This window comes from Clostridium frigoris (assembly GCF_018861865.1).
Taxonomy (GTDB): Bacteria; Bacillota; Clostridia; order Clostridiales; family Clostridiaceae; genus Clostridium_AD; species Clostridium_AD frigoris.
The window spans coordinates 15676-41188 of the sequence record NZ_JAHLDV010000005.1 but is presented as its reverse complement, the minus strand read 5'-3'; the positions used below and the strand labels follow the sequence as shown (position 1 = coordinate 41188).

Here is a 25513-nt window from a genome sequence, read left to right as displayed (position 1 = left end):
ATTAAGAGCTAAACCTATTTTAGGTACATTTCACCTACATTAACAACGTCTCCGGCCCCCATAGTTATAAGAATATCTCCCTTTTTTAAATTGGATTTAAGATAACTTACAATTTCGTTAAAGCTATGAATATTTATACAATTTACGTTCTTTTCTCTTATTCTATCACCAAGCGTGTCTGAACTTACAACACCGGTATCTTTCTCTCTAGCAGCGTAAATATCTGCGAGTATTAGATTATCTATATCATAAAAAGAATTTGAAAAGTCCTCAAATAAGCTTAATGTTCTTGAATAAGTATGTGGTTGAAATACACAATAAATATTTTTGTGTGGATAATTTTTAGTAGCACCTAAAGTTGCTTTTATTTCTGTAGGATGATGAGCATAATCATCGATAACAGTTACTCCGTCCTTTGTTCCCTTTAACTCAAATCTTCTATGAGTACCATTAAAACCTGAAAGTCCGGAGGTAATGGAGTTCTCGGAAAAATTAAGGAGTAGTGAAGCACCTATACTTGCAAGTGCGTTTAGAACATTATATTCCCCTGGTACATTGAGATTTATGTGAAATAATAGTAAGCCTTCTTTATATACATTAAAATTTGCGCAACCTAATTCGTTGTAAATAATATCTTTTGCTCTAAGATCTCCATGATTTAGACCATAAGTAAGGATAGTACACTTATAGTCATTATCATGGAGAATAGTTTTAATATTCTCATCTTCTATATTTGCAACTAGGTAACCTTCTTTAGGTATAAGATTAATAAATTTTACAAAGGTATCTTTAATATGATTTATGTCTCTGTAGTAATCTAAATGATCTGCGTCTATATCAAGTATTGTACCTATATATGGAAAAAACTTTAAGAATGATGCCTTGTATTCACAGGCTTCTGTAATAAAATAGTCACTATGTCCAGCTAGTACATTGCCAGAAATAGCATCTAATTCTCCTCCAACTAATATAGTAGGATCTACATCTTCTTTTAAAATTATGTGGGCAAGCATTGAAGTTGAAGTTGTTTTACCATGTGTACCGGCTACTGCAACATTATACTTATGGCCCTTCATAATTTGACCTAAAAATTCAGCTCTATCCATTAGAGGAATGTTTAGTTGAGTGGCTTTAATATATTCAGGATTTTCAGGAGGGATAGCAGCAGTGTAAACTACTAAATCAACATCCTTTATGTTAGAGGCATCATGTCCTATATATATTTCAACATTTTGTTTTTTTAGTTTATCGGTTATATGTGATGAATGCATATCAGAACCTGAAACTTTATAACCATTTTTTACAAGTATTTCAGCGAGTCCGCTCATACTTATACCGCCGATTCCTATGAAATGAATTTTTTTGTTCTTATCTTTTATAAAATCAAAAGACATTATATCAACTCCCTAAAATTAAAATTATTATTATTTAGTATATGTAAATTTTATTAGTAGTGCTTATATAAAACAATTATTATAAGCACTTCTTAATTATATACAAAATAACAAAAAAACTATACACAATTAAAAAAAAACTAAATAAAAAACTAAATAAAATACAAAATAGCGTTTTAAAATTAAGATTATAATGATTGTAATAAAGATAAAAAAGATTTACAATTAAAATACGAATGATATTATGAATTTTACTAGATAAAATTCGTAAAATAAAAATATGGGTGATATATTATGAATAAATATAGCAGAAATCAAAGAGTTACAGGTATAACAAAAATATTAACAGAAAATCCTAATAAAACAATAAATCTAAAAACTTTTACAGAATTATTTAATGCTGCTAAATCAACAATTAGTGAAGACATTGTTATTGTCAGGGAAACTTTGAGTGAGTTATCTATGGGAAGAATTGAAACAGTGGCTGGTGCAGCTGGCGGAGTAAAATACATTTGTGGAGTTTCAAAGCAAGAAGGTAGGATATTTGCAGACGAATTATGCAAAGTTTTAATACAAAAGGACAGAGTAATACCAGGAAATTTTATATATATGACTGATATTATGTATAATCCAGAAATAGTACACAAAGCAGGAGTAATTCTTGCCTCTGCTTTTAGTGAGTTAGATATAGACTATGTAGTTACGGTGGAAACCAAAGGGATACCACTGGCATATGAGGTGGCAAAGATGTTAGGGGTTCAATTGGTTATTGTACGTAGGGACCCTAAGGTCACTGAAGGGAGTACTGTTAGCATAAATTATGCTTCTGGTTCGAGTAATAGAATTCAAACCATGTCACTATCTAGAAAATCTATAAAAAAAGGGAGTAAATGTGTCTTTATAGATGACTTTATGAAGGCAGGAGGGACTGCAATAGGTATAATTAATTTGCTTAAAGAGTTTGAAAGTGAGCTTTTAGGTATTGGAGTTCTTTTCGATAATATTGAAAGCGGGCATAAATTAGTAGAAGAATACATATCAATTATTCAGTTCACAGGAATAAATAATGAAGGTATTGCAGAGTTAACTCCATCAGAAATCTTTGAAAAAGCGTAATATTCAAAATATTTTATATTTATTTATAGATTTAGAAGGAAAAATACAATTTATAGAGAAATAGTATAAATATAACGTATAATGCAACTTGGAGGTGGAGTGTATGGAAATCACAGATGTTAGAATTAGAAAAATAGCTACAGAAGGTAAAATGAAAGCGATTGTATCAATAACTTTTGACAATGAATTCGTTGTTCATGATATTAAAGTTATAGAGGGTCAAAGTGGACTGTTTATTGCTATGCCAAGTAGAAAAACACCAGATGGAGAATTCAAGGACATAGCTCATCCAATAAATACTCAAACAAGAGAGAAGATTCAAACAGCTATTTTAGATGAATATGAAAAAGTGAGAAACGAAGAAGTAGTAAGGGTAGTGGAAAAAGTAGTAGAAAAAACAGAGAAAGTGTTAGAAGTATAAAAAAGAGGGGGAAACCCCTTTTATTTTTTGAAGAAAAATAATGAAAAATGCTTAAGGTTAGTTGCAATTAAATGCTTTATAAAATATAATATAAAATATAATATAATGTATTTTAATTAAAGTTAATGTGGTTTTAATATGTAAATATGTCGAATTATTGTATAAAGAGGTGTTTTATTTGTATAAATGCGCTATAATATTAGCTGCAGGTGAAGGAAAAAGAATGAATTCAAATACTCCTAAGGTTATGCATAAAGTTTGTGGTAAAGAAATGATAAATCATGTTATTGATACCATGAGAAGTGCAGATATTGAAATGGTAGATGTGGTAATTGGAAGAGGAGCCGCAGAGGTTAAAAAAGGAACAGAAGATAGAAAAATTAACTATTCTGTTCAAGAAGATCAGTTAGGGACAGGACATGCAGTGATGTGTGCTAAAGATTTTCTAAGTGGAAATGAAGGTATCGTCGCAATATTTGTTGGAGATGGGCCACTTATTAGTGAGCATACTGTTAGAGAACTCCTAGATTATCATGAAAAAGGAAATTATAAAGCTACTATATTAACTTCAAAGATGAGTGATCCTGCAAAATATGGTAGAATTATTAGGGGCGAAAATGGGGAAGTTAAGAAAATAGTTGAGTTTAAGGACGCAACTCGAGAAGAAAAACTAGTTAAAGAAATAAATTCGGGAATGTATTGCTTTAACATAAAAGAGCTACTTATTAGTTTAGATAAATTAAATAATAACAATGCTCAAAATGAATACTATTTAACGGATGTTATTGGTATATTAAAGAATCAAGGGCTTAAAGTTGGAGCATTTGATGTTTTAGCTGATGAAATTACTGCTGTCAACTCTAAGGTAGAACTCGCAAATGCAGAGGCAATTATGAGAAAAAGAATAAATGCAAAGCATATGGAAAATGGAGTAACAATAATGGATCCAAGCAATACATATATAGATTGTAACGTTATAATAGGAAAAGATACTATTATATATCCAGGTAATGTAATACAAGGCAATACTATTATTAAAGAAGAATGTGTTCTTTATCCCAACAATAGAATTACTGATAGTACTTTAGGGAATGGAATTGTAATTCAAAGTTCTGTAGTAATTGAAAGCCAAATAGGGGAGAAAACTACTGTAGGACCCTTCGCATATATAAGACCGGAAAGTAATATAGGTAAACATGCTAGAATAGGGGATTTTGTTGAAATAAAAAAATCAACTATTGGGGATAATACAAAAGTATCCCATCTTACATATATTGGTGATGCGCAGGTTGGAAGTGGATGTAACTTTGGTTGCGGAACTGTGGTTGTAAATTATGATGGGAAAGCAAAATATAAAACTACGATAGGCAATAACGTTTTTATAGGCTGTAATTCTAATCTAGTAGCGCCTGTAACAGTTAACGATAATGCGTATACTGCTGCTGGGTCTACAATTACAAATGAGGTGCCTGAAAATACTTTAGCAATAGCTAGAGCAAGGCAGAAGAATATTGAAAATTGGGTAGTAAGAAAAGGCCTTAATAAATAAGTTAGCAAAGTATGAAGTAAGTAAATTACAAAGGGAGGTGGAAAACTGATTTTAGCAGTAGATGGGTATATGAAAAATTACGTGATATAGTATGTGAAATTTTAATACTCTATATTGCCATTCTATTTAGTAAATAGAATGAAAATATATATAAATTATAATAAAATATGATTTATGAAAATTTTGAGAATCAGGACTGCAGATGATAAGCCATGGCAAAAACATTAAGATTTTCACAGGTAACTCAAATCCTAAATTAGCGTCAGATATAGCAGATATACTCGGAGTGACACTCGGAGATTCGAATGTAGGAACTTTTAGTGATGGAGAAATATCTGTTAATATTCACGAAACTGTTAGAGGCGCAGATGTATTTGTTGTTCAATCAACTAATGCGCCAGTAAATGATAATTTAATGGAATTACTTATTATGATTGATGCATTTAAGAGAGCTTCAGCAGGAAGAATAACAGCTGTTATTCCATATTATGGATATGCAAGACAGGATAGAAAGGCAAAAGCTAGAGATCCAATTACTGCAAAACTTGTGGCAGATATTATAACAACTGCAGGAGCGGATAGAGTGCTTACTATGGATTTACATGCAGCCCAAATACAAGGGTACTTCAATATCCCTGTTGATAATATGACGGGAACTCCAATACTTGCAAAATACTATATCGAAAATGGTTTTAAGGATAGGGATGATGTAGTTGTAGTTGCGCCAGATCTTGGAAGCGTTGCTAGATCAAGAAAATTTGCAGATAAATTACATGCACCGATAGCAATAATTGATAAGAGAAGACCAAAAGCTAATGTTGCAGAAATTATGAATGTTATAGGCGATATTAAAAATAAGACAGTTATCATGATGGATGATATGATAGATACTGCAGGTACCATAACTAATGGTGCTAATGCGTTAGTTAAACTAGGAGCAAAAGAGGTTTATGCTTGTTGCAGTCATGGAGTGCTATCAGGTCCTGCTATTCAAAGAATAAATGATTCTGTAATAAAAGAATTAATAATATTAAATACAATTGAGATACCGGAAGATAAACAATGCTCAAAATTCACTACATTATCTGTAGCACCAATTTTGGCTGAGGCTATAAAAAGAATATATGAGGATGTTTCAGTAAGCAAGCTATTCGAAGATGCGAATAACATATAAATACATAGTTTAAAATAGTGATGCTTTATTATAGTTATAATAAAGCATCGCTATTTTTTATTATTATAAAAATTAATAATATTTACATAATAGTTAATAATAGTTAGATAATAATTATAATAGAGAAAATAGTTATAATAGAAATAAAAAATATCTGTTTGTAACGGTGAATAATTTGTAACATTTAATAAAAACTAATAAGTTGACATTAAAGTATGATAAATTAGTAGTAAGGTGAATTATTTATAAGCTAAATTATTCTAATGTAATTGATAAAAAATAGATAAAAAATTTGGAGGTACTGATATGGAAGGAACTATAGGTAAAATACTAATAGTTGATGATGATAAAAATATTGCTGAGGTAATTAAAATGTATCTTGAAAGCTCTGGGTATGCAACAAAAGTAGCGCATGATGGTAGAGTTGCGCAGGAAGCCTTTTTAAGTTATAAACCAGATTTAGTGCTTTTGGATATAATGTTACCATATATTGATGGGATTGATGTTTTGAAATGGATAAGAAAAGAACATGAAACACCTGTTATTATGCTTACGGCTAAAGGCGAAACGTTTGATAAGGTATTAGCTCTAGAACTTGGAGCGGATGATTATGTAGTAAAGCCGTTTGAACCAAAAGAAATAATTGCCAGGGTAAAGGCGGTGCTTAGGCGTTATAACTTAGACAACGGTGGTAAAGAAGTTTTGAATTTTGAAGACTTAGAAATAGACATTAATTCTTACAATGTTACATATAAAGGAGCAGAGGTTAAAATGCCACCTAAAGAATTTGAATTAGTTCATTATTTAGCGCTTAATAAGAATAGAGTGTTTACTAGGCAACAGCTTTTATGTGAGGTTTGGGGATATGATTATCCAGGAGATTCAAGAACTGTGGATGTTCATGTTAAAAGAGTAAGGGAAAAGCTTCAAGGTGGACCTAATTGGCAGATTGAGACTGTTTGGGGAGTAGGATATAAATTTGAGGTGAAGTAAAATGGTCAAAAAAGGGCTGTTTTTCAAGATGTTAGCAACATATACTATTATAATATCTATGAGCCTAATAATTATTGCGTCGTTTTTGTCTTATTGGTTTCAAAATTATTTTTTTGATCAAAGAAAAGAACAATTTTTGGATAAATCATATATGATACAAGGAATTGCTATGAAGTATATGGAGGGGGACGCTACATCCGAGCAAGTAAATGATATAATAACCATAATTTCTAAGTATATAAAGTCAGATATATGGCTTACAGACAGCATTGGATATGTTTATGCTATATCTAATAAAGATCATAAGGAATTTATGGGAAAACAAGTATTTGGTGAAGAATTAGAGCAACTTAGACTGGGACATACATTCGAGATTACGGGACCTTATGCAGGTATATTTGATAAAAGTGTAAGAGTTTATGGTACACCCATAATGACTGAGGCGGGCGGGTTTAAGGGCTCAATAATATTATACAATTCTATTGACAAAATAAGTTCACCGTTAAAACGTGTTTATGAAATAATTTGGATATCTGCAATTTTCGCCATAATACTTTCTTATATAGTTATATATTATTTTTCTCAAAAAATAATTATAAAGCCGTTAGCCGAGATTAACGCTGTAGCAAGGAAGATATCTAATGGAGATGTTAATAAGAGGGTCTATTTAAAATCTAATGATGAAATCGGTGAACTTGCTCAAACTTTTAATTTTATGGCAGATTCTGTTGAAAAAAACGAAAAAAATAGACGTGAATTTATATCAAATGTATCACATGAAATTAGGTCGCCTATAACATCAATTAAGGGATTTATTGGAGGAATACTAGATGGAGTAATTCCAGAGGAAAAGGAAAAATACTATTTATCGATTGCATATGAAGAAATCCAAAGATTGACTAGACTGGTGAACGATTTACTGGATATGTCTGCAATTGAAGCTGGAGAGTTTAGTTTAAAAATTATTAAAGTGGATATTAATGAGATAATTAGACTTACAGTTATAAAAAATGAAACAAAAATTAAAGAGAAACGTGCCTCTGTGGATGTATGTTTTGAAGAAGAGAATTTATTCGTAGCGGGAGATAAAGATAGGCTTGTGCAAGTAATTACAAATTTATTAGATAATTCAATAAAATATGTTAATGAGGGTGGTAAAATAAAAATCAGTTCAAAAACTAAAGGTAGAAAAGCTTTCATATCTGTTTTTAATGATGGCCCACAAATAGCAGAAGAAGATTTATTGCATATTTGGGATAGGTTTTACAAAGCAGATAAAGCAAGAACAGCAAAAGATAGTACTGGTCTTGGCTTAGCTATAGTTAGAAATATAATAACTCAATTACAGGAAGATATATGGGTCGAAAATAAAGATAAAGGGGTTTATTTTACTTTTACGTTAATGAAAGTAGAATAATATAAAATTCGATCAAAGCATAATAGGGTTTTATAAGATTTTAAAAACTCGCATAATGTAGCTATAACAAGAAGGGTGGGTGAGACTATGAATAACAAGGATGACTATAAAGTTAATGAAGAAATAAGAGATGCTTTATGGAAGAATGCAGATAGAGGTCAGGATATCTTTGGAGAAATTAAATTCAGAAAAAACAATAAAAGAATTTATTTTAAAGCTCTCTTAAAAGTGATACTTTTTATGATGATAGCTGCCCTTTCTGGAGGAATTACAGCAAATTATGTTATTAGTAAAGGTGAATCACAAAAAAATATTAGTGGTGATTTAACCCAGAGTAAATTAGAAGAAAATAATAAGGCTATATATGCCAATTCTATTTCGGATGTTATAAGGAAGGTTTCACCAACAGTAGTTGGTATAAGCGTTAAAGTGGAAGGTGTAGAGGGAACGCCTGAGCTTAGCGGTTCTGGAATTATATTTAAAAGTGAAGGATTTATTATTACCAATTACCATATAATTGAAAATGCGACAGAGATAAACGTAAAACTTAGTAATTATAAGGTTTTGAAAGCAAAGGTAATAGGAACTGATGCAATATCTGATTTGGCAGTTATAAAGGTTGAAGCTAGTAATTTGCCTGTGGCAAAACTTGGTGATTCATCAAAGGTTAATGTTGGTGATTTAGCTATTGCTATTGGTAATCCAATAGGAGAGCAGTTTTCGGGAGTGGTTACATCAGGTATTATAAGTGCATTAGATAGAAAAATTAATATAGTTGATAAAAAGACTGGTGAGCAAACCATATATAAAGTAATACAAACTGATGCAGATATAAATCAAGGAAATAGTGGGGGGGCATTATGCAATATTAACGGAGAAGTAATTGGTGTAAATAGTTTGAAAATAGGTTCAGCTAGTGAAGTTTCTGGGGTGAGTTTTGCAATTAATATAAATGTAGCTAAAGAAATTATAAGTGATTTGATGACCTATGGTAAAGTTATAAGGCCTGCTATAGGTATTTATGGAGTGCCCGCAATTTCGGTTGGTAACAATGGTATAGAAGGAGTCTATGTGCAAGAAGTAGTAAGTGATAGTGGGGCAGATATAGCTGGAATTATACCTACTGATATTATAACTCAAGTCGGTGGAGTTGGTGTTAAAAATATGGAAGAGTTAAGTAATGTTTTAGATAAATACAAAGTTGCAAAGAGCGTGCATTGCAACGTTCAAAGAAATGGTAAAGTTAAAGATGTTAGTATAATTTTATCTGAATTAAAAGCCACAAATGAACCTTAAAGCGAGCGTTTTTATGTATAGTTGTAGATTATAACACTTATTGGTATAATATTATAAAAAAGGTAAATGAAAAAATAATTATGTAATAGATATATAACCTAAGCATAATAATATTTGGAGGTAATGATGTACTTAGTAGTTGGACTGGGAAATCCAGGAGATGAATATAGACATACAAGACATAATGTAGGATTCGATGTAATTGATTTGATGGCAGATAGGTATAATGTATCAATTAATAGGATAAAATTTAAAGGTGTATGCGCGGAAATTAATATAGGTTCTAATAAAATTATTTTATTAAAACCAAGTACATATATGAACTTAAGTGGGGAAAGTGTACGTTCGGCATCCTCATTTTATAAGATTCCTAATGAAAATATCATCATACTACATGATGATATTAGTTTGGATGCAGGTAAATTAAGAATACGAAGTAAAGGGAGTGCTGGCGGACATAATGGTTTAAAAAGTATTATTGAGAGTTTGTCGTCTGACACATTTGTCAGAATAAAAATAGGCGTAGGAAAACCAGAGAGGGCTCTAATACCTCATGTTTTAGGTAGATTTTCTAAAGAGCAGCGAATACTTGTAGAAAAGACTTTTGAAGCCACTATACAGGCAACACAAACTATAATCGAAAAAGGATGCAGCGAGGCTATGAATCAATTTAATGGCTTTAGTGCTTAGATGAAGAGAATTTTATTAGAATACTATTTATATATTTATGCAATGAGTGAGAGGTGTTAACATGAGACTAAATGGGCTTATGAAGCCTTTAAAGGAGAGTAATCAATTTAAAGATATCCTAAGCAATATAGAAAAAAGCATATACCCAATTGGAGTATATGGGCTTTCAGAATCAGCGAAGGGTTATTTAGTGAATGGTGTATATGAAGAGCTCGATAAATCAATATTAATCTTAACTCATAGTGATATAGAGGCTAAGAATATTTATGAGGACTTATCTTTTTATGTAAATGAAGTGTATTATTATCCAACTAGAGAAATGGGATTTTATAATGCGGATGCTGTATCAGGAGATTTAAGATGGGAAAGACTTAAGGTAATGAAGAAGATTGCCGAAGGTGGTAAGAAAATAATAATTACATGTATAGAAGCAATAGCTGCTACTTATATACCAGTAAATTTACTGCGAGAATTTGTTTTTAAATTATCTGTAGGCGGTAATTTAAATTTTAGTGACTTTTCAGAAAAATTAATACAATGCGGTTATGAGAGAGTAGATAGGGTAGAGATGAAAGGCCAATTTTGTATAAGGGGAGGGATAATGGATTTATATCCTCCCATATCTGCGTTGCCATTTAGGATAGAACTATATGATGATGAAATAGATTCTATAAGAACGTTTAATAGTGAAACCCAGAGGAGTATAGATAAGGTAAAAAAAATAGAAATATTTCCAGCAAAAGAAATTATACTAACGAAGGAGAGCCTTACAAAAGGTTATGACAAGATAAGGGAAGATCTAGAGAAAATGCTGGGTAGTTTACATAAGAAAAAGGATAAAGAAGCTATAGAAAGAATAACGTCTCTTGTTAATATTAACTTAGAAGAACTTAAAGAAACATGGAGTTTTAAAGACGTTGATAGTTATATGCCTTATTTTTATGATACTACATCTACTTTTTTAGATTATATGACAGGAGCATTTATAATAGTCGATGATGCACAAAGGTGTCAAGGTAAATTAGATAGTGTATATCAGGAGTTTGAAGAGAATTATGAGACTTCTTTAAGACGAGGAAGTATACTTCCAAAGCAAGCAGAGGTCTTAATAGATAAGCAGCGTATTTATGAAGAGTTAGAAAGTCTTGAGGTTATGACAATAAATGCGATTGCTAAAACTACAAAAGTTCTTAAGCCAAGATGTATAATATCTTTTTCTCAAATTACTATTTATGATTATCATGGACAATTAGATATGCTTATTGATGACATAAAGGATAAAAAAAGTAAGGGATATAAAACGGTAATTTTATCAGGCACAAGAACTAGAGGTGAAAGGCTTATAGATACACTTCGTGATAAAGGAATTGAAAGTGTCTATAAGGATAGTATCTCTCAAATCGAGTTTGGAGAAGTGGTTGTAACTTTTGGAAATCAATTAAAGGGATTTGAATATCTCGAACTAAAAGTATGCCTTATATCTGACAAAGAGGTTTTTGGAGGATCGAAAAGAAAAACTGTTAGCCGTGTCCATAAAAAGGGAGTAAGTAAACTTAAAAGTTTTACAGAACTTAAATTGGGGGATTATGTTGTTCATGTAAATCATGGTATAGGTGTATACAAAGGAATTAAGCAGCTGGAAGTTCATGGGCATAAAAGAGATTACTTAGACCTTAGCTACAATTCTGGAGACACACTTTATGTTCCAGTGGAACAATTAGATTTGGTACAAAAATATATTGGGAGTGAAGGTAAAGCCCCTAAAATAAGTAAATTAGGTGGATCTGAATGGGTTAAGGCTAAGAATAAAGTTAAAAATTCAATTGCAGATATTGCAGAGGATTTGGTGAAACTTTATGCGACTAGGGCTACACTTAAGGGACATAAATACAGCAAAGATACGGTATGGCAAAAACAATTTGAGGATGAATTTCCATTTGATGAAACACCAGACCAATTAATTGCGATTGAGGAAATTAAAAAAGATATGGAATCAGATAAACCGATGGATAGACTAATATGTGGAGATGTTGGGTATGGCAAAACGGAAGTTGCTGTTAGAGCGGCTTTTAAAGCTGTGATGGATGGCAAACAAGTTGCATTTTTAGTGCCAACTACAATACTTGCAGAGCAGCATTATAAAACTCTTACCAAGAGATTTTCAGATTTTCCTGTAAAAGTTGAAATGGTAAGTAGATTTAGAACACCTGCTCAACAAAAGGTTGTTATTAAAGCTACGAAAGAGGGAAATGTAGATATATTAATAGGGACGCACAGAATTATTCAGAGCGATGTAAAGTTCAAAGATTTAGGGGTTTTAATTATAGATGAGGAACAACGATTTGGGGTTACTCATAAGGAAAAAATAAAGAGCCTTCGAAAAAATATAGATGTAATTACGCTAACAGCTACGCCGATTCCAAGAACCCTTCATATGTCTCTTACCGGAGTTCGTGATATAAGTGTAATAGAAACACCACCAGAGGAAAGGTATCCAATACAAACCTATGTGGTGGAGTTTAATGATCAATTGATAAGGGATGCTATATTAAGAGAGATAAATAGAAAAGGTCAAGTTTTCTTTGTATACAATAGAGTAGAAACTATCAAGGATATGGCAGCGTACATAGGAAATTTGCTTCCGGAAGCAAGAGTATGTATTGCACATGGTCAGATGACAGAGCGTGAACTAGAGTCTGTAATGATAGATTTTATGGAAAATAAGTATGATATATTAATGTGTACTACAATAATTGAGACAGGAATAGACATTCAAAACACAAATACAATAATAATTTATGAGGCAGACAAGATGGGGCTTTCTCAGCTATACCAATTAAGAGGTAGAGTTGGTAGGTCAAATAGAATAGCTTATGCGTATCTTACGTATAAAAAAGATAAGGTATTAACAGAAATTGCTGAAAAAAGACTTAAAGCAATTAAAGATTTCACGGAGCTTGGATCAGGTTTTAAGATAGCGATGAGGGATCTTGAAATTAGGGGGGCTGGAAATATGATGGGTGGCGCCCAACATGGCCATATGGCTGCTGTAGGTTATGATTTATATTGTAGAATGCTTGAAGAAACAGTTAAAAATATAAGAGGTGATGTGGAAAAAGAACCTATTGAAACCTCTGTTGAAATTAAAATAGATGCATATATTCCTGGAAGTTATATAGAAGATGAATCTCAGAAAATTGAAATTTATAAAAAAATTGCGGCTATTGATTGCCTTGAAGATATGCAAGAAATACAAGAGGAAATAGAAGATAGATTCTCTGACATACCATCTTGCGTGGCGAATCTTATGGATATTTCATATCTAAGATGTATAGCTTCTAAAGTAGGAATAATAGAAATTAAAGAAGGCACGGATGAGATAATACTAGAGTTTGATAGTGCGGCACGGATAACTAAAGAAGTAGTTAAAGTTTTGGTTAGCAAATATAATAGAAGTATTGTATTTAAATTAGGAAATAAGCCAGTATTTTCATATAAATTTAAAAATTTAATTAAAGAAGAAGTACTTACAAATTTAATAGAAATTGTTAATCGCATAAAAAGTATAGTTGAAATAAAGTAAATTAGTGTTAAAATTAATGGGTATCGTAACAAGCTTTTTAATAGCGATATTACAAAAGAATGGGGGAAATAAAATGAAAAACGTAAAAAAAATAATTAGCGCAGCTTTAATAACTTTGTTTGCTACATCGTTAATTGGCTGTAATATGATTGAAAAAACACCAGAAGGTATTGCGAAAACGCAGGTAGCAAAAGTTTTTGATACTAAGATAACAAAAGGACAAATAGAAGCGCAATTACCAGGTGTTATTAAACAATTGCAAACACAATATGGAGCAAATTATACAACTAATACTGAGGCTATGGCGGCGTTAAAAACTCAAAAACAGCAGGTGTTAGCAGGTTTAATTGATGAGGAAATTGTAAATTATAAGGCCAAAGAGCTCAAATTAGTGCCTACAGATGCTAAGTTAAATGCAGAAATTAATAAGCAATTAGCAGAGATTAAGAAAAGCTTAGGAACGGATGCAAAATATAAAGCAGCGTTAACGCAAGCTGGTATTACAGAAGAGGCATTAAAGGGAAGAATTAAACCAATTGTTATTCAAGATGCATTAAAGACTGAAACTACAAAAAACGTTAAAGTTACCGAGGCAGAGGCACAAAAATACTATAATGCTAATTTAGCGTTATATTCAACAAAACCAAATACAATTCACTTAGCTCATATTTTAGTTAAGACTGAGGCTGAGGCAGTAGCTATTAAGAAGCGTTTAGACGCTGGTGAAGATTTTGCTAAACTTGCTAAAGAAAAAGGAACAGATGGAACTAAAGACACCGGTGGAGATCTAGGAATTTTAAAATTCAATGATACTACAATGGATGCAACTTTTATGGCAGCTGCTATTAAAGTACCTGCAGGTAAGGTTTCAGCACCAGTTAAAACTCAATTTGGATATCATTTAATAAAAGATGTTGCAAGAACAAATTATCCTGCAAAGAAGTTTGCAGTTGTTAAAGCAGAAATAGAAAAAACTCTATTAACAAAAAATAAAGCAACTGCATGGACTGCAGCAATGAAAAAATGGACGACAGAAGCTAAAGTAACAAAAATTGATGAAAATTTATAAATTTTAAAAAACAAAGAATGCCGTTAAAAAAGGTATTCTTTGTTTTTTTACTTTGTTAATATAAAATTATCTAGTAAAAAAGAGCAGTAAATTGAGTAAAACACCTCCTTATTTTCTTTAATAAAATTAAACATATACAAATGTGCATAAAATTTCAAGTTTTGAAAGATAATAATAGAGCTAGTATATTATATAAGATTTATATAAGGAGGAGTATTTAAATGAAAGCAACTGGTATAGTAAGACGTATAGATGATTTAGGAAGAGTTGTTATTCCTAAAGAAATAAGGAGAACGCTGAGAATAAGAGAGGGAGATCCACTAGAAATATTTACTGATAGAGAAGGCGGAGTTATTTTAAAAAAGTATTCGCCTATAGGTGAATTAAGTGAATTTTCTAGGGAATATGCTGAATCATTACAACAAACTATTGGGAATTCAATAATTATATGCGATAAGGATAACATAATATCTGTAAGTGGGTGTCCAAAGAAAGAGTATGTTGATAAAAAAGTTAGTATTGAATTAGAAAAAATGATGGAAAATAGGAAACCCATTGTATTGGGTGAAGGCGTTGAAAAAGTCATATCATTGTACGAAGATGAAATGGAAAACAAATATAGTACTCAAGTAATCGCGCCTATAATAACAGAAGGCGATGCAATTGGTGCAGTGATAATAATGGCGACAGAGCCGGGAATAAAATTTGGAAATTTAGAATTAAAATTGGCAGAAACTGCAGCATCTTTTTTAGGAAAACAAATGGAACAATAGTTGTATTAGGCTATAAAGTATATATTACTACGCAATTGAAACATATTTGCAGTAATATATACTTTTATTTTTTGAAGTATTAGTAATAATAATCTCTTAAATTAAATAATTATAATCAGAGGATGTATATATTTACAGCAATGTATGATTATAAGGAGGTTATTATGAAGAAACATTCATTGATAAAAGGAACTATTATACTTGGAATGGCAGGTATATTTGCAAGATTTTTAGGACTGTTTTTTAGAATCCCAATACAAGCACTTATAAAAGATGAGGGGATGGGATATTATCAGATGTCTTATCCACTTTACATGTTCTTTGTGGCAGTAGCTTCAGGAGTACCAATAGCTATGTCTAAACTTATTGCTGAGATGAACGCTAAAAATGATCAGGAGGGAGCTAGGCAAGTCTTAAGACAAACACTTATTTTTATGATTATATTAGGTTCGGTATTTACCACATGTATGATCATGTTTGCAAAGCCTATTATATCTTTTCTTAAATGGGACCCTAAATCATACTATGCTTTTTTGGCAATAGCTGCAGCACCAATTTTTGTATCTATTATGTGCACATTTAGGGGGTTTTTCCAAGGACTTCAAAATGTAAGGCCTACTGCAATTTCGCAAATAATAGAGCAAGTTGGAAGAGTGGTGGCTGGAGTTTTATTTGCATATTTATTATTCCCCAAGGGAATTGAATATGCAGCTGGAGGAGCGGCACTTGGAACATTGGTTGGAGCAATCATGGGAAGTGTATATTTAGTTTCAACATATTTTAAGGTGATACGAGAAATACCAGCAAGAAAAAAAATCAAACATAAGCATATTTTGGAGGAGTTAGGTAAGGCTGCACTTCCGATATCTCTTGGTGCAGCAGTAGGGACTATTATGTCGTTAATAGATTCTGTTTTAGTACCACAACAGCTTTTAAAAGCAGGATTTTCACATTTACAATCAGCTGTTATGTATGGCCAATTGACCGGAAAAGCATTTACCTTGATGAATGTACCTTTAGCCCTTTCCGTGGCACTGTGTGCATCTCTAGTGCCTATAATTGCAGAGGCATTCTATATGGGTAGAAAGGGAGAGCTGGTTAAACGGGTAGATATGGCGATTAAATTATCGAATGTTATATCATTACCATCTTGTTTAGGAATGTTTTTTATGGCCTATCCTATAATGCATTTAGTTTTTATGAGAGATGCAGCAGGATATGAAATTCTTAAATATATTTCAATATGTATACCGTTTGTAATATTAACACAAACGAGTACAGCAATACTACAAAGCATAGGTAACTATATGAAGCCTGTATATAATTTGGCTTTAGGATGCGGCGTAAAAGTTGTTGTGACGTATGTACTGGTTTCCTTTTCATCCGTGAATATATATGGGGCAGTAGTAGGCACAATTTTAGGATATATAACCAGTTGCTTATTGAATATGCATGATTTAAAGAAAAGTTTAAATATAAAATTTAATAAGGGGGATGCTTTTGTTAAACCGGCTATTGCTGCTATTATAATGATAGTTGCAGTTGTATTTAGTGATGCTATTGTCTATAATTATACAATGAGCGAAGGATTATCTTGTCTAATATCCATATTAATAGGCGTTATTGTTTATATAATATTTATATTTTTGCTTAGAGTATTTGCGTATCAAGAAATTAAGAATAAATTTCTGAGTAAAAAATAAAAAAGGAGTGAAAACTAATGATTAAAGTTGTAGGGCTTGGACCAGGCTCGATAGATTCACTAACTATAGGGACACTTGAAATACTTAAAAACAGTAAAAATATTTATTTAAGAACAGAAAAGCATCCTACTGTAGACTACTTAAAAACATTGTGTATTGAATTTGATACTTATGATAATAGATATGAAGAAAATAATAATTTTGATGATGTATACAGGTCTATTGCAGAAGATCTTATCGATAAGCATAAACTGTATGGAGACATTATTTATGGAGTTCCAGGTCATCCGCTTGTTGCAGAAACTTCCGTTAAACTTTTAATAGAGCTATGTGCAAAAAATAAAATCGATATAGAGATCTTCCCGGCGGTTAGCTTTATAGATGCAGTAATTCAAAGTTTGAAATTAGATCCTATTGAAGGATTAAAAATTATAGATGCCTTTGATATAGAAAATCAAGTTTTAGATAAAAGAGTAGGATTATTAATAACTCAAGTATATAGTCTTTCTATAGCATCCGACGTAAAACTTGCCTTGCTTGAATATTATGATGCGGATATGGAAATTTATTTTGTTCGCGCAGCAGGTATAAAAGAGCTCGAAAGTACTAGAAAAATGTACTTATATGAATTAGATAGGCAAAAGGATATTGATTATTTAACCTCAATATATATACCAAAAAAAATGGATGCAACAAAAGATTTTTACGATTTAATTAAAGTTGTGGATACGCTTAGAGATGAAAATGGATGTGCATGGGACAAAGAGCAGACTCATGAATCTTTGAAAAAATGCCTTATTGAAGAATGCTATGAAGTTTTAGAAGCTATTGATAAAAAAGATGAGGATAACATTATTGAGGAGTTGGGTGACGTATTATTACAAGTAATATTCCATTCTAAAATAGGAAAAGAAGAGGGATATTTTAATATAAATGACGTTATTTTTGGCATCACAAACAAAATGATAAACAGACATCCTCATATATTTAAAAGGTTAGAAAGTAAGACAACAGAGCAAGTTTTAGAAAGTTGGGAAAATATTAAAAGCGAAGAAAAGCAGTTTAATAGTTACACAGAGGGGTTAAAGCATGTTCCAAAAAATCTTCCAGGTTTAATGAAGGCAGTCAAAGTTCAACAAAAGGCTTCAAAATTAGGCTTTGATTTTGAATGTATTGAAGATGCTATGAAAAAGGTGCTCGAGGAGTTAGGAGAAGTAAGGGATGTATATAAAGGTGATAATAGGGCAAAAATACTAGAAGAAGTGGGAGATTTGGTGTTTTCTACAGTAAATATTGCTAGACTACTTGACATAGACCCTGAATTTGCAGTAAATTATACTATAGATAAATTTATTAATCGCTTTGGGTACATAGAAGAAAATGCAAGGAACAAAGGTGTGGATTTAAAAAAGATGTCACTTGCAGATATGGACAAATTATGGAACAAATCTAAAAGCCTATAAATTTATTTATAAAATAAAAATTGCATAAAAAGAAGGAAATTCAAAATTAGTGAAGAATATGCTTTAATAGTATATTTATAACGAGGAGGCAACAAAAGTGAATAAATCAGAATTAATAACAAGTATTGCAGAAAAATCTAATTTAACAAAAAAAGATGCGGAAGCAGCTCTAAAAGGAATTATAGAAAGTATTGAAGAAACATTAGAAAAGGGTGAAAAAGTTCAATTAGTTGGATTCGGAACTTTTGAAACAAGAGCTAGAGCAGCTAGAATGGGTAGAAACCCAAGAACAAAGGAAGAAATTCAAATTTCAGCATCAACAGTTCCAGTATTTAAAGCTGGTAAAGAATTTAAAGATATAGTAAATAAATAATTTTACTATTATGTGAAAAACCTGGATGTATATCTAGGTTTTTTATTTTAGAAACTTTAACAACATTTCAGAAGGAAAGTCTCCCATTTCTATAAGCGAAAGTTACATATCTTAACAAATAGAAAACTTCAGTGGGGGGATAACAATTGAGAATTGTTATCTGCTTCAGAGAACTACAAAGGGGTAAATCTCCTTCTGTATTTGTTAATATTGCAGGGACCCAGGAGATGATTTAATTTATAAATTCTTATAATGTTAAAAAATATTAAAAAGGGGAAGTATAAATGCGATTAGATAAATATTTGAAAGTTTCAAGAATTATAAAGAGAAGAACTATTGCAAAAGAAGCTTGCGAGAGCGGTAGAGTATCTATAAATGATAAAGTGGCTAAAGCAGGTACCGTTGTATCTGAAGATGATATTATACAAATTAAATTTGCAAATCAAGTTTTAAAAGCTAAAATTATAAATATCTCAGAACATGTTACAAAAGAAAGTGCAAAAGAAATGTATGAAATGATTTCAGGTAAAGAAGACAAAGAATAAATGTTGTTAAATATAATTCTTAATTAAACTTAATGAGCATATATATTTTATAAGAATATAATAATATGTCATTAATTAAAAATTGAGAATAAGATTAGCTTCTTAGTTCCCGATTTTTAATGGTAAAATTAAAAAGGAGGATATTATGGAGGCAAAAAGAGAAACAAAAATAGAAGACAAGAAAAGCAATTTAATACTAGAAAACAGAAGAAAGTTAACTATTAATGGTGTTATAGAGGTTATAAACTTTAATGAAAATCAGATATTATTAAATACAGATGTTGGAACAATGATGGTAAAAGGACAAGAATTAAAGATGAATAAGTTGGACGTACAAAATGGAGATGTTATAATAACTGGAAAAGTAGATTCTTTTGTATATACTAGTGATAAAAGTAAAATTAAAAAAGATAGCATAATATCAAGATTGTTTAGGTAGACGCGATATGATAATTTCACTTATAGACCAAGTTAGACTTATAATCTTCAGTTTGCTCGCAGGAATAATAACAGGAGTGTTTTTTGATATATATAGATTGATAAGAGGATTTGAAAATCCTAATAAAGTTTTAACTATAATACAAGATTTACTATTTTGGACATTAACTTCTATAGTTGTTTTTATATTTTTGATGTATACTAATGAAGGCTACATAAACTTTTATGTGTATGTATGTTTAATAATAGGGGTATACTTATATTTAAAACTTATAAGTAGAATATTTATTAAGCTGCAATATCGATCACTAAAATTTAATGGAAAATTATTTAGAGTTACAAGGAATATAATATTATATCCTGTAAATTTATTGTTTTATAAGCTTAAAATAAAAAAAAAAGATAAAATATAAAGAAATAGCTTGAAGTAATGTGAAATACAAATTAGAATAGGTTTAGGAATCTAAAAAGAATACTCATTCCATGGAAAGGAAAAGGGTATATAATATGAAAAAAAAATTTAATATTAAAGTTCTAGTATTAATTTTTGTATTTGTGTATGTAAGTTATCTTTTTATTCAGCAACAGGCAACCATGGGTAGACAAAAAAAAGAATTACAAAAGTACAACTTGGAATTACAAAAGAAAAAACAAGAAAAGAAAACATTGCAGGATGAAGTAGAGTTATCCAAAACTGATAAATATATAGAAAAGTTGGCAAGAGAGATTTTAGGTCTTGTTAAAGAAGGTGAAACTCCTGTAATGGATAATAAAAACTAAACGATATAATTATTGTTATACTTATTATTAAATTAATATATAAAATAAAAAACATAATTTTTAAGGAGGAGTCTTTTTAATATGACCTTAATGGCTGGAAGTATTGTAGAAGGTAAAGTAGTAAATATCACTAATTTTGGTGCGTTCGTAGAAGTGGAGGGTAAGACAGGACTAGTGCATATATCTGAGGTATCAGATACATTTGTTAAAAATGTTAATGATCATCTTAAAGAAAATGATATAGTAAAAGTTAAAGTAATTTCTGTTGATGATAATGGTAAAATAAGTTTATCCATAAAACAAGCGGGGGTTCCTAAAAAGTCTATTAAACCAATGGAGATAGATTGGGATAAAGAAAAAAACAAATCGAATGTAAGTGGGTTTGAAGATATAATGACTAAATTTTTAAAGGACAGTGAAGAAAGATTTCAAGATGTTAAAAAACATCAAGAAGGAAAAGGCAGAGGATATAGTAAAAAAACTTCAAGTTACTAGTAATCAGTGAATGGAATCATTTTTAGGAACTAAGTATTTAGTTCCTATTTTAAAAAAACAAAAAGTTATTGACAACAGTTTATACATCAGATATAATAAAACATGTTGCCAAGAGGTATTGTTTTATATGTTACTAATAAGCTAGTAAGTATGCTGGAGTGGCGGAACTGGCAGACGCACAGGACTTAAAATCCTGCGGTGGTTAAACACCGTACCGGTTCGATTCCGGTCTTCAGCACCAAATATCGCGGGATGGAGCAGTTGGTAGCTCGTCGGGCTCATAACCCGAAGGTCGTAGGTTCAAGTCCTACTCCCGCAACCAAACATGGCGGAATAGCTCAGCTGGCTAGAGCATTCGGTTCATACCCGAAGGGTCGTAGGTTCAAGTCCTATTTCCGCTACCATATATATAAGTTAGTATATTTTTCAAGTAAAGACTATTGACAAATAGATATATAATAGTATATAATTAAAAATGATTTTAAAAACTTATTTAATAGCAAATTAAAATTACAACATTAATAATATTTTAATTTTAATTTAAATATGAATATCGCGGGATGGAGCAGTTGGTAGCTCGTCGGGCTCATAACCCGAAGGTCGTAGGTTCAAGTCCTACTCCCGCAACCAATAAATAATCAAATTAAAAATTATATAATTAGTTAATAATTTTAAGTACTAATATCGCGGGGTGGAGCAGTTGGTAGCTCGTCGGGCTCATAACCCGAAGGTCACAGGTTCAAGTCCTGTCCCCGCAACCATTAAGCTATAAATTACTTAAAATATAAGCTAAGTAAAAGTTGCTAATAAGTTATACTTATAAATAAGCAAGCTGGAGTGGCGGAACTGGCAGACGCACAGGACTTAAAATCCTGCGGTGGTTAAACACCGTACCGGTTCGATTCCGGTCTTCAGCACCAAATATCGCGGGATGGAGCAGTTGGTAGCTCGTCGGGCTCATAACCCGAAGGTCGTAGGTTCAAGTCCTACTCCCGCAACCAATAAATCTGTAATTATTAAATATGGTAGTTATATAAAGTATTACAATAAAAATAATTAAAAGTAAATAAGCTGGAGTGGCGGAACTGGCAGACGCACAGGACTTAAAATCCTGCGGTGGTTAAACACCGTACCGGTTCGATTCCGGTCTTCAGCATTAAATATCGCGGGATGGAGCAGTTGGTAGCTCGTCGGGCTCATAACCCGAAGGTCGTAGGTTCAAGTCCTACTCCCGCAACCAAATAAGGCGGAATAGCTCAGCTGGCTAGAGCATTCGGTTCATACCCGAAGGGTCGTAGGTTCAAGTCCTATTTCCGCTACCATAACTCATAAGAAGACTTATGAGTTATTTTTTCGCCTATTTTTAAAACAAAGTTGTAAACAAAACATATTAGTATAAATTTCTTAAATATATAATTCCAACAAATGACAAGCTTCATAAAATATTTTAAAACCTGCTAAATTAATATGGTAGTTTTTTTTATATTATAGGGAAATTCATAATTAGAGTATAAAAAATATATATTTTATTGTCTCATAAAAAATGTACAAGCATCTCACCTTATGACAATTATTTCCAAAACAATTTGTTATAATGAAGTCCTAAATATTAAAGGTGGGTGAGTTGTAATATGCAATACGGAATTGATATATTTCCATATGAAAGAGTTAAAAAAGTTAAGGACAAAATACAAAAGAAAAATGCATTAAATGTTAATTTAATTCTAAGAGGAATTCTTTATTTTACGATGAGCTTATTAATAAGTAGAGTCCTTCTTCTTAATAATACAGCGCCATTTGGAATAGCTTTATTAATAGCTACAACGTTTATTAATAATGATAAAATTTCAATAATTGCAGCAAGTGGTACGTTTTTAGGTTATATTACTTTGTATGATAGCATAAAGAATCTACCATCATATTTAGTGGTAATAGTTACGATTGCTTTATTAAGTCACTTATTTAATAAAATGGAGGTTAAAACTAAAGCCTTAGTCATTACGTTTGTCATAATTATGTTTGAACTGTTTACCTATAATTTTTTTGTCGTTAGGATAAGTGCTTTAATGTCTTTTTTAAATTCGTTTTTTCTGGTTTTATGTGTCTTCCCTTTATATTTTATTCTTGATTATAGTCTTTTATGCTTTAAGGAGATTAAAACAAAACATATATTTTCAAATGAAGAAATAATAAGTATGTCAATTATAAGCTCATTAATTATAGCAGGCACTTGGGGGCTTAGTATTTTTAATATATCAATTACTAATATATTAGGGCTAGCATTTGTTATAATGATAGCATATATTAATGGAAGCGGAGCGGGTGCTGCATCAGGGGTAGCTATGGGCATTATTGTAGGGATGTCATCGCCAAATATGATTGTGTTTATAGGAATGTACGGGATATGTGGGTTAATAACAGGTGTTTTTAAAGAGACTGGAAAGATTTTAAGTGTTACATCTTATTTAGTAGCTTTTTCAATAATAAAAATATATTGTAATACCGGATCCACATTTATACTTTTTGAAGCGTTTATTGCAGGGGTAATATTTTTACTAATACCACAAAATACTTACGATAAATTATCTATAGAGTTTAATTCAGATAAAAAAAGGCAAAGCATAGAGCAGGGTTATATAAATAAAATTAAGGATACATTTGTAGGGCGACTAAATAAATTTTCGGATGTACTTTCTAATATGTCTGATATAGTAAATAATTTAGTAGATAATGATAAGTTAGCTATGAAGGGTAAAAGTAGTGCTCTCGTTGAAAATCTTGCAGATAGGGTATGTAGTAATTGTAATATGAAATCGATGTGTTGGAAAAGAGAACTACATTATACATATGCAGCCTTCGAGGAACTAATTGAAAATTTTGAGAAGAAGAATAATATTGTACCCGATGAAATTGAAAGAAAATGTATAAAGAGAACTGCTATACTTAAAAATACAGAGGATATTGTTAATAAGCACATTATAAATGAAATGCGTAGAACTAGATTTAGTGAAGGTAGGGAACTTTTAGCAAATCAGATTGGTAATATGGCAGATTCTGTAGGAGAAATTATTGAGGAGTTTAATTCTGAAATCCAAATAGATTCTTCTATGGAGAAGCTTGTATGCAGAGCCTTAGATAAAAATAGAATTAAGCACAACGATCTTATGTGCTTAAATGACAAAAAAGGAAGACTTAGTATTAAATTGTCACTTGATGCTTGTAGTGGCAGGCAAATGTGCGTTAAGGAGTTATTACCTATTATAAATGGGGTCACGGGAAAATCTATGTGTGTTAGTGATGAAGGATGCTCTATAGATTCAAAGACAAACATGTGTAAAGTAAATATTGAAGAAACACCTAAATTTCATGTAGTATCTAGTGTTGCTAGGCAGTGTAAAGAAGGCGAAAAGCAAAACGGAGATAGTTATAGCTTTGGTAAGCTTGCAGATGGAAGCTATATGTCAGTTATTAGTGACGGTATGGGATCAGGTCCTCAAGCCGGTAGGGAGAGTGAAGCTGCAGTTGAATTAATAGAAAAGTTTACATCAGCAGGATTTAGTAAAATTACGGCTATTAATACTGTGAATTCTATAATGACATTGAGATTTTCTGAAGAAGAAAAATTTTCAACAATTGACTTAAGTAGTATAGACCTATACACTGGTAAAATTGATTTCTTAAAAGTAGGAGCAGTTGCAACATTTTTAAAATCTGGTGATAGTTTAGAAATCATAAAATCAAAATCTCTTCCTATTGGTGTTTTAGATAAAGCGGATATAGATATCCAGCAAATGAAGCTAAAAAATGGAGATGTTATAGTCATGGTCAGTGATGGGGTATTAGATTATAATGATGAAAATGTAGGTAGAGTAGATTGGGTAGTTGATTATTTGGGAAAAAATAACTGCAACAATACTAATAATTTAGCAGAAGGTCTACTTGCACAAGCTAAAAAATTAAGCGGGAATAAGGTAAAGGATGATATGACGGTTCTGGTTTCGAAAATATACAGTTTATACTAATATTATTTTATGAAAGAAAGAATTAAGTTATATAAAATAAGAGCTTATATATATTAACTTAAAATTGAAAATGGAGAATATATTTATAGAAGGCAATAGCTTCCTTTATATTCTCCATTTTTTTATTTTTAGAATATGTTTAAAATGTTTAAAAAAATGGAATATATATGTTATCATATTATATTGTAGTATGATATAGTGATATAAGATTTAAATATA

The 25513-nt window shown here is 31.1% G+C and carries 21 protein-coding genes and 10 tRNA genes; 30 read left to right on the top strand and 1 reads right to left on the bottom strand.

Annotation, left to right across the window (positions count from 1 at the left end):
• Positions 1-14: 14 nt before the first annotated feature.
• Positions 15-1394 carry a UDP-N-acetylmuramate--L-alanine ligase gene (gene murC / locus KPL37_RS03715; protein WP_216146080.1) on the bottom strand — a complete coding sequence of 460 codons (1380 nt, stop codon included), beginning with the start codon at positions 1392-1394 and terminating at the stop codon, positions 15-17.
• 294 nt (positions 1395-1688) lie between these two features.
• Between murC and purR the strand changes: the two genes are divergently transcribed.
• The 30 genes from purR (at position 1689) to spoIIE (ending at position 25294) form a co-directional block, all read left to right on the top strand.
• Entirely contained in the window at positions 1689-2510 is an 822-nt protein-coding gene (gene purR / locus KPL37_RS03710) for a pur operon repressor (RefSeq protein WP_216146079.1), read from the top strand.
• A 103-nt stretch (positions 2511-2613) separates the two neighbouring features.
• Entirely contained in the window at positions 2614-2931 is a 318-nt protein-coding gene (gene spoVG / locus KPL37_RS03705) for a septation regulator SpoVG (RefSeq protein WP_216146078.1), read from the top strand.
• Between the two features lie 178 nt (positions 2932-3109).
• Entirely contained in the window at positions 3110-4480 is a 1371-nt protein-coding gene (gene glmU / locus KPL37_RS03700) for a bifunctional UDP-N-acetylglucosamine diphosphorylase/glucosamine-1-phosphate N-acetyltransferase GlmU (RefSeq protein ID WP_216146077.1), read from the top strand.
• A gap of 202 nt (positions 4481-4682) precedes the next feature.
• The gene (locus KPL37_RS03695; protein ID WP_216146076.1) at positions 4683-5654 is read left to right on the top strand and encodes a ribose-phosphate diphosphokinase; all 972 of its coding nucleotides are present in this window, start codon (positions 4683-4685) and stop codon (positions 5652-5654) included.
• A 306-nt stretch (positions 5655-5960) separates the two neighbouring features.
• The gene (locus tag KPL37_RS03690; RefSeq protein ID WP_216146075.1) at positions 5961-6647 is read left to right on the top strand and encodes a response regulator transcription factor; all 687 of its coding nucleotides are present in this window, start codon (positions 5961-5963) and stop codon (positions 6645-6647) included.
• A 1-nt stretch (position 6648) separates the two neighbouring features.
• A complete protein-coding gene (locus tag KPL37_RS03685; protein ID WP_216146074.1) occupies positions 6649-8064 on the top strand; it encodes a sensor histidine kinase in 1416 nt (471 codons plus the stop codon).
• Between the two features lie 87 nt (positions 8065-8151).
• On the top strand, positions 8152-9360 hold the full coding sequence (locus tag KPL37_RS03680; protein WP_216146073.1) for a S1C family serine protease: 1209 nt from the start codon (positions 8152-8154) through the stop codon (positions 9358-9360).
• 126 nt (positions 9361-9486) lie between these two features.
• Entirely contained in the window at positions 9487-10050 is a 564-nt protein-coding gene (gene pth, locus KPL37_RS03675; protein ID WP_216146191.1) for an aminoacyl-tRNA hydrolase, read from the top strand.
• Positions 10051-10111: 61 nt separating this feature from the next.
• Positions 10112-13633 carry a transcription-repair coupling factor gene (gene mfd, locus KPL37_RS03670; protein ID WP_216146072.1) on the top strand — a complete coding sequence of 1174 codons (3522 nt, stop codon included), beginning with the start codon at positions 10112-10114 and terminating at the stop codon, positions 13631-13633.
• Between the two features lie 73 nt (positions 13634-13706).
• Positions 13707-14702 carry a peptidylprolyl isomerase gene (locus tag KPL37_RS03665; RefSeq protein WP_216146071.1) on the top strand — a complete coding sequence of 332 codons (996 nt, stop codon included), beginning with the start codon at positions 13707-13709 and terminating at the stop codon, positions 14700-14702.
• A 221-nt stretch (positions 14703-14923) separates the two neighbouring features.
• On the top strand, positions 14924-15475 hold the full coding sequence (gene spoVT, locus KPL37_RS03660) for a stage V sporulation protein T (protein ID WP_216146070.1): 552 nt from the start codon (positions 14924-14926) through the stop codon (positions 15473-15475).
• Between the two features lie 164 nt (positions 15476-15639).
• Complete coding sequence (locus KPL37_RS03655; protein WP_216146069.1) at positions 15640-17178, top strand: putative polysaccharide biosynthesis protein; 1539 nt, start codon at positions 15640-15642, stop codon at positions 17176-17178.
• Positions 17179-17195: 17 nt separating this feature from the next.
• Complete coding sequence (gene yabN, locus KPL37_RS03650; RefSeq protein ID WP_216146068.1) at positions 17196-18641, top strand: bifunctional methyltransferase/pyrophosphohydrolase YabN; 1446 nt, start codon at positions 17196-17198, stop codon at positions 18639-18641.
• 97 nt (positions 18642-18738) lie between these two features.
• A complete protein-coding gene (locus KPL37_RS03645; protein ID WP_216146067.1) occupies positions 18739-19014 on the top strand; it encodes an HU family DNA-binding protein in 276 nt (91 codons plus the stop codon).
• Positions 19015-19298: 284 nt separating this feature from the next.
• Complete coding sequence (locus KPL37_RS03640) at positions 19299-19559, top strand: RNA-binding S4 domain-containing protein (RefSeq protein ID WP_216146066.1); 261 nt, start codon at positions 19299-19301, stop codon at positions 19557-19559.
• A 145-nt stretch (positions 19560-19704) separates the two neighbouring features.
• Positions 19705-19998 carry a sporulation protein YabP gene (yabP, locus tag KPL37_RS03635; protein ID WP_216146065.1) on the top strand — a complete coding sequence of 98 codons (294 nt, stop codon included), beginning with the start codon at positions 19705-19707 and terminating at the stop codon, positions 19996-19998.
• A 7-nt stretch (positions 19999-20005) separates the two neighbouring features.
• Entirely contained in the window at positions 20006-20410 is a 405-nt protein-coding gene (yabQ, locus tag KPL37_RS03630; RefSeq protein WP_216146064.1) for a spore cortex biosynthesis protein YabQ, read from the top strand.
• Between the two features lie 94 nt (positions 20411-20504).
• Complete coding sequence (locus KPL37_RS03625; RefSeq protein WP_216146063.1) at positions 20505-20777, top strand: FtsB family cell division protein; 273 nt, start codon at positions 20505-20507, stop codon at positions 20775-20777.
• A gap of 81 nt (positions 20778-20858) precedes the next feature.
• Complete coding sequence (locus tag KPL37_RS03620) at positions 20859-21272, top strand: S1 domain-containing RNA-binding protein (RefSeq protein WP_171298551.1); 414 nt, start codon at positions 20859-20861, stop codon at positions 21270-21272.
• A 152-nt stretch (positions 21273-21424) separates the two neighbouring features.
• Positions 21425-21513: transfer RNA gene (locus KPL37_RS03615), tRNA-Leu, on the top strand.
• Between the two features lie 5 nt (positions 21514-21518).
• Positions 21519-21594: transfer RNA gene (locus KPL37_RS03610), tRNA-Met, on the top strand.
• A 5-nt stretch (positions 21595-21599) separates the two neighbouring features.
• Positions 21600-21676, top strand: a tRNA-Met gene (locus KPL37_RS03605).
• A gap of 150 nt (positions 21677-21826) precedes the next feature.
• Positions 21827-21902: transfer RNA gene (locus KPL37_RS03600), tRNA-Met, on the top strand.
• Positions 21903-21957: 55 nt separating this feature from the next.
• Positions 21958-22033 (top strand) — tRNA-Met (locus KPL37_RS03595).
• A 70-nt stretch (positions 22034-22103) separates the two neighbouring features.
• A tRNA-Leu gene (locus tag KPL37_RS03590) sits at positions 22104-22192 on the top strand.
• A gap of 5 nt (positions 22193-22197) precedes the next feature.
• Positions 22198-22273, top strand: a tRNA-Met gene (locus KPL37_RS03585).
• 69 nt (positions 22274-22342) lie between these two features.
• Positions 22343-22428 (top strand) — tRNA-Leu (locus tag KPL37_RS03580).
• 8 nt (positions 22429-22436) lie between these two features.
• Positions 22437-22512, top strand: a tRNA-Met gene (locus KPL37_RS03575).
• A gap of 5 nt (positions 22513-22517) precedes the next feature.
• A tRNA-Met gene (locus KPL37_RS03570) sits at positions 22518-22594 on the top strand.
• 309 nt (positions 22595-22903) lie between these two features.
• Positions 22904-25294: a stage II sporulation protein E gene (spoIIE, locus tag KPL37_RS03565; RefSeq protein ID WP_216146062.1), complete on the top strand. Its 2391-nt coding sequence runs from the start codon at positions 22904-22906 to the stop codon at positions 25292-25294.
• Positions 25295-25513: the final 219 nt, after the last annotated feature.

Excerpts from the sequence above, each read along its gene's own strand:
- murC (WP_216146080.1), bottom strand. The coding sequence starts at position 1,394 with ATGTCTTTTGATTTTATAAAAGATAAGAACAAAAAAATTCATTTCATA.
- purR (WP_216146079.1), top strand. The coding sequence starts at position 1,689 with ATGAATAAATATAGCAGAAATCAAAGAGTTACAGGTATAACAAAAATA.
- spoVG (WP_216146078.1), top strand. The coding sequence starts at position 2,614 with ATGGAAATCACAGATGTTAGAATTAGAAAAATAGCTACAGAAGGTAAA.
- KPL37_RS03695 (WP_216146076.1), top strand. The coding sequence starts at position 4,683 with ATGATAAGCCATGGCAAAAACATTAAGATTTTCACAGGTAACTCAAAT.
- KPL37_RS03690 (WP_216146075.1), top strand. The coding sequence starts at position 5,961 with ATGGAAGGAACTATAGGTAAAATACTAATAGTTGATGATGATAAAAAT.
- KPL37_RS03685 (WP_216146074.1), top strand. The coding sequence starts at position 6,649 with ATGGTCAAAAAAGGGCTGTTTTTCAAGATGTTAGCAACATATACTATT.
- KPL37_RS03680 (WP_216146073.1), top strand. The coding sequence starts at position 8,152 with ATGAATAACAAGGATGACTATAAAGTTAATGAAGAAATAAGAGATGCT.
- pth (WP_216146191.1), top strand. The coding sequence starts at position 9,487 with ATGTACTTAGTAGTTGGACTGGGAAATCCAGGAGATGAATATAGACAT.
- mfd (WP_216146072.1), top strand. The coding sequence starts at position 10,112 with ATGAGACTAAATGGGCTTATGAAGCCTTTAAAGGAGAGTAATCAATTT.
- KPL37_RS03665 (WP_216146071.1), top strand. The coding sequence starts at position 13,707 with ATGAAAAACGTAAAAAAAATAATTAGCGCAGCTTTAATAACTTTGTTT.
- spoVT (WP_216146070.1), top strand. The coding sequence starts at position 14,924 with ATGAAAGCAACTGGTATAGTAAGACGTATAGATGATTTAGGAAGAGTT.
- KPL37_RS03655 (WP_216146069.1), top strand. The coding sequence starts at position 15,640 with ATGAAGAAACATTCATTGATAAAAGGAACTATTATACTTGGAATGGCA.
- yabN (WP_216146068.1), top strand. The coding sequence starts at position 17,196 with ATGATTAAAGTTGTAGGGCTTGGACCAGGCTCGATAGATTCACTAACT.
- KPL37_RS03640 (WP_216146066.1), top strand. The coding sequence starts at position 19,299 with ATGCGATTAGATAAATATTTGAAAGTTTCAAGAATTATAAAGAGAAGA.
- yabP (WP_216146065.1), top strand. The coding sequence starts at position 19,705 with ATGGAGGCAAAAAGAGAAACAAAAATAGAAGACAAGAAAAGCAATTTA.
- yabQ (WP_216146064.1), top strand. The coding sequence starts at position 20,006 with ATGATAATTTCACTTATAGACCAAGTTAGACTTATAATCTTCAGTTTG.
- KPL37_RS03625 (WP_216146063.1), top strand. The coding sequence starts at position 20,505 with ATGAAAAAAAAATTTAATATTAAAGTTCTAGTATTAATTTTTGTATTT.
- KPL37_RS03620 (WP_171298551.1), top strand. The coding sequence starts at position 20,859 with ATGACCTTAATGGCTGGAAGTATTGTAGAAGGTAAAGTAGTAAATATC.
- spoIIE (WP_216146062.1), top strand. The coding sequence starts at position 22,904 with ATGCAATACGGAATTGATATATTTCCATATGAAAGAGTTAAAAAAGTT.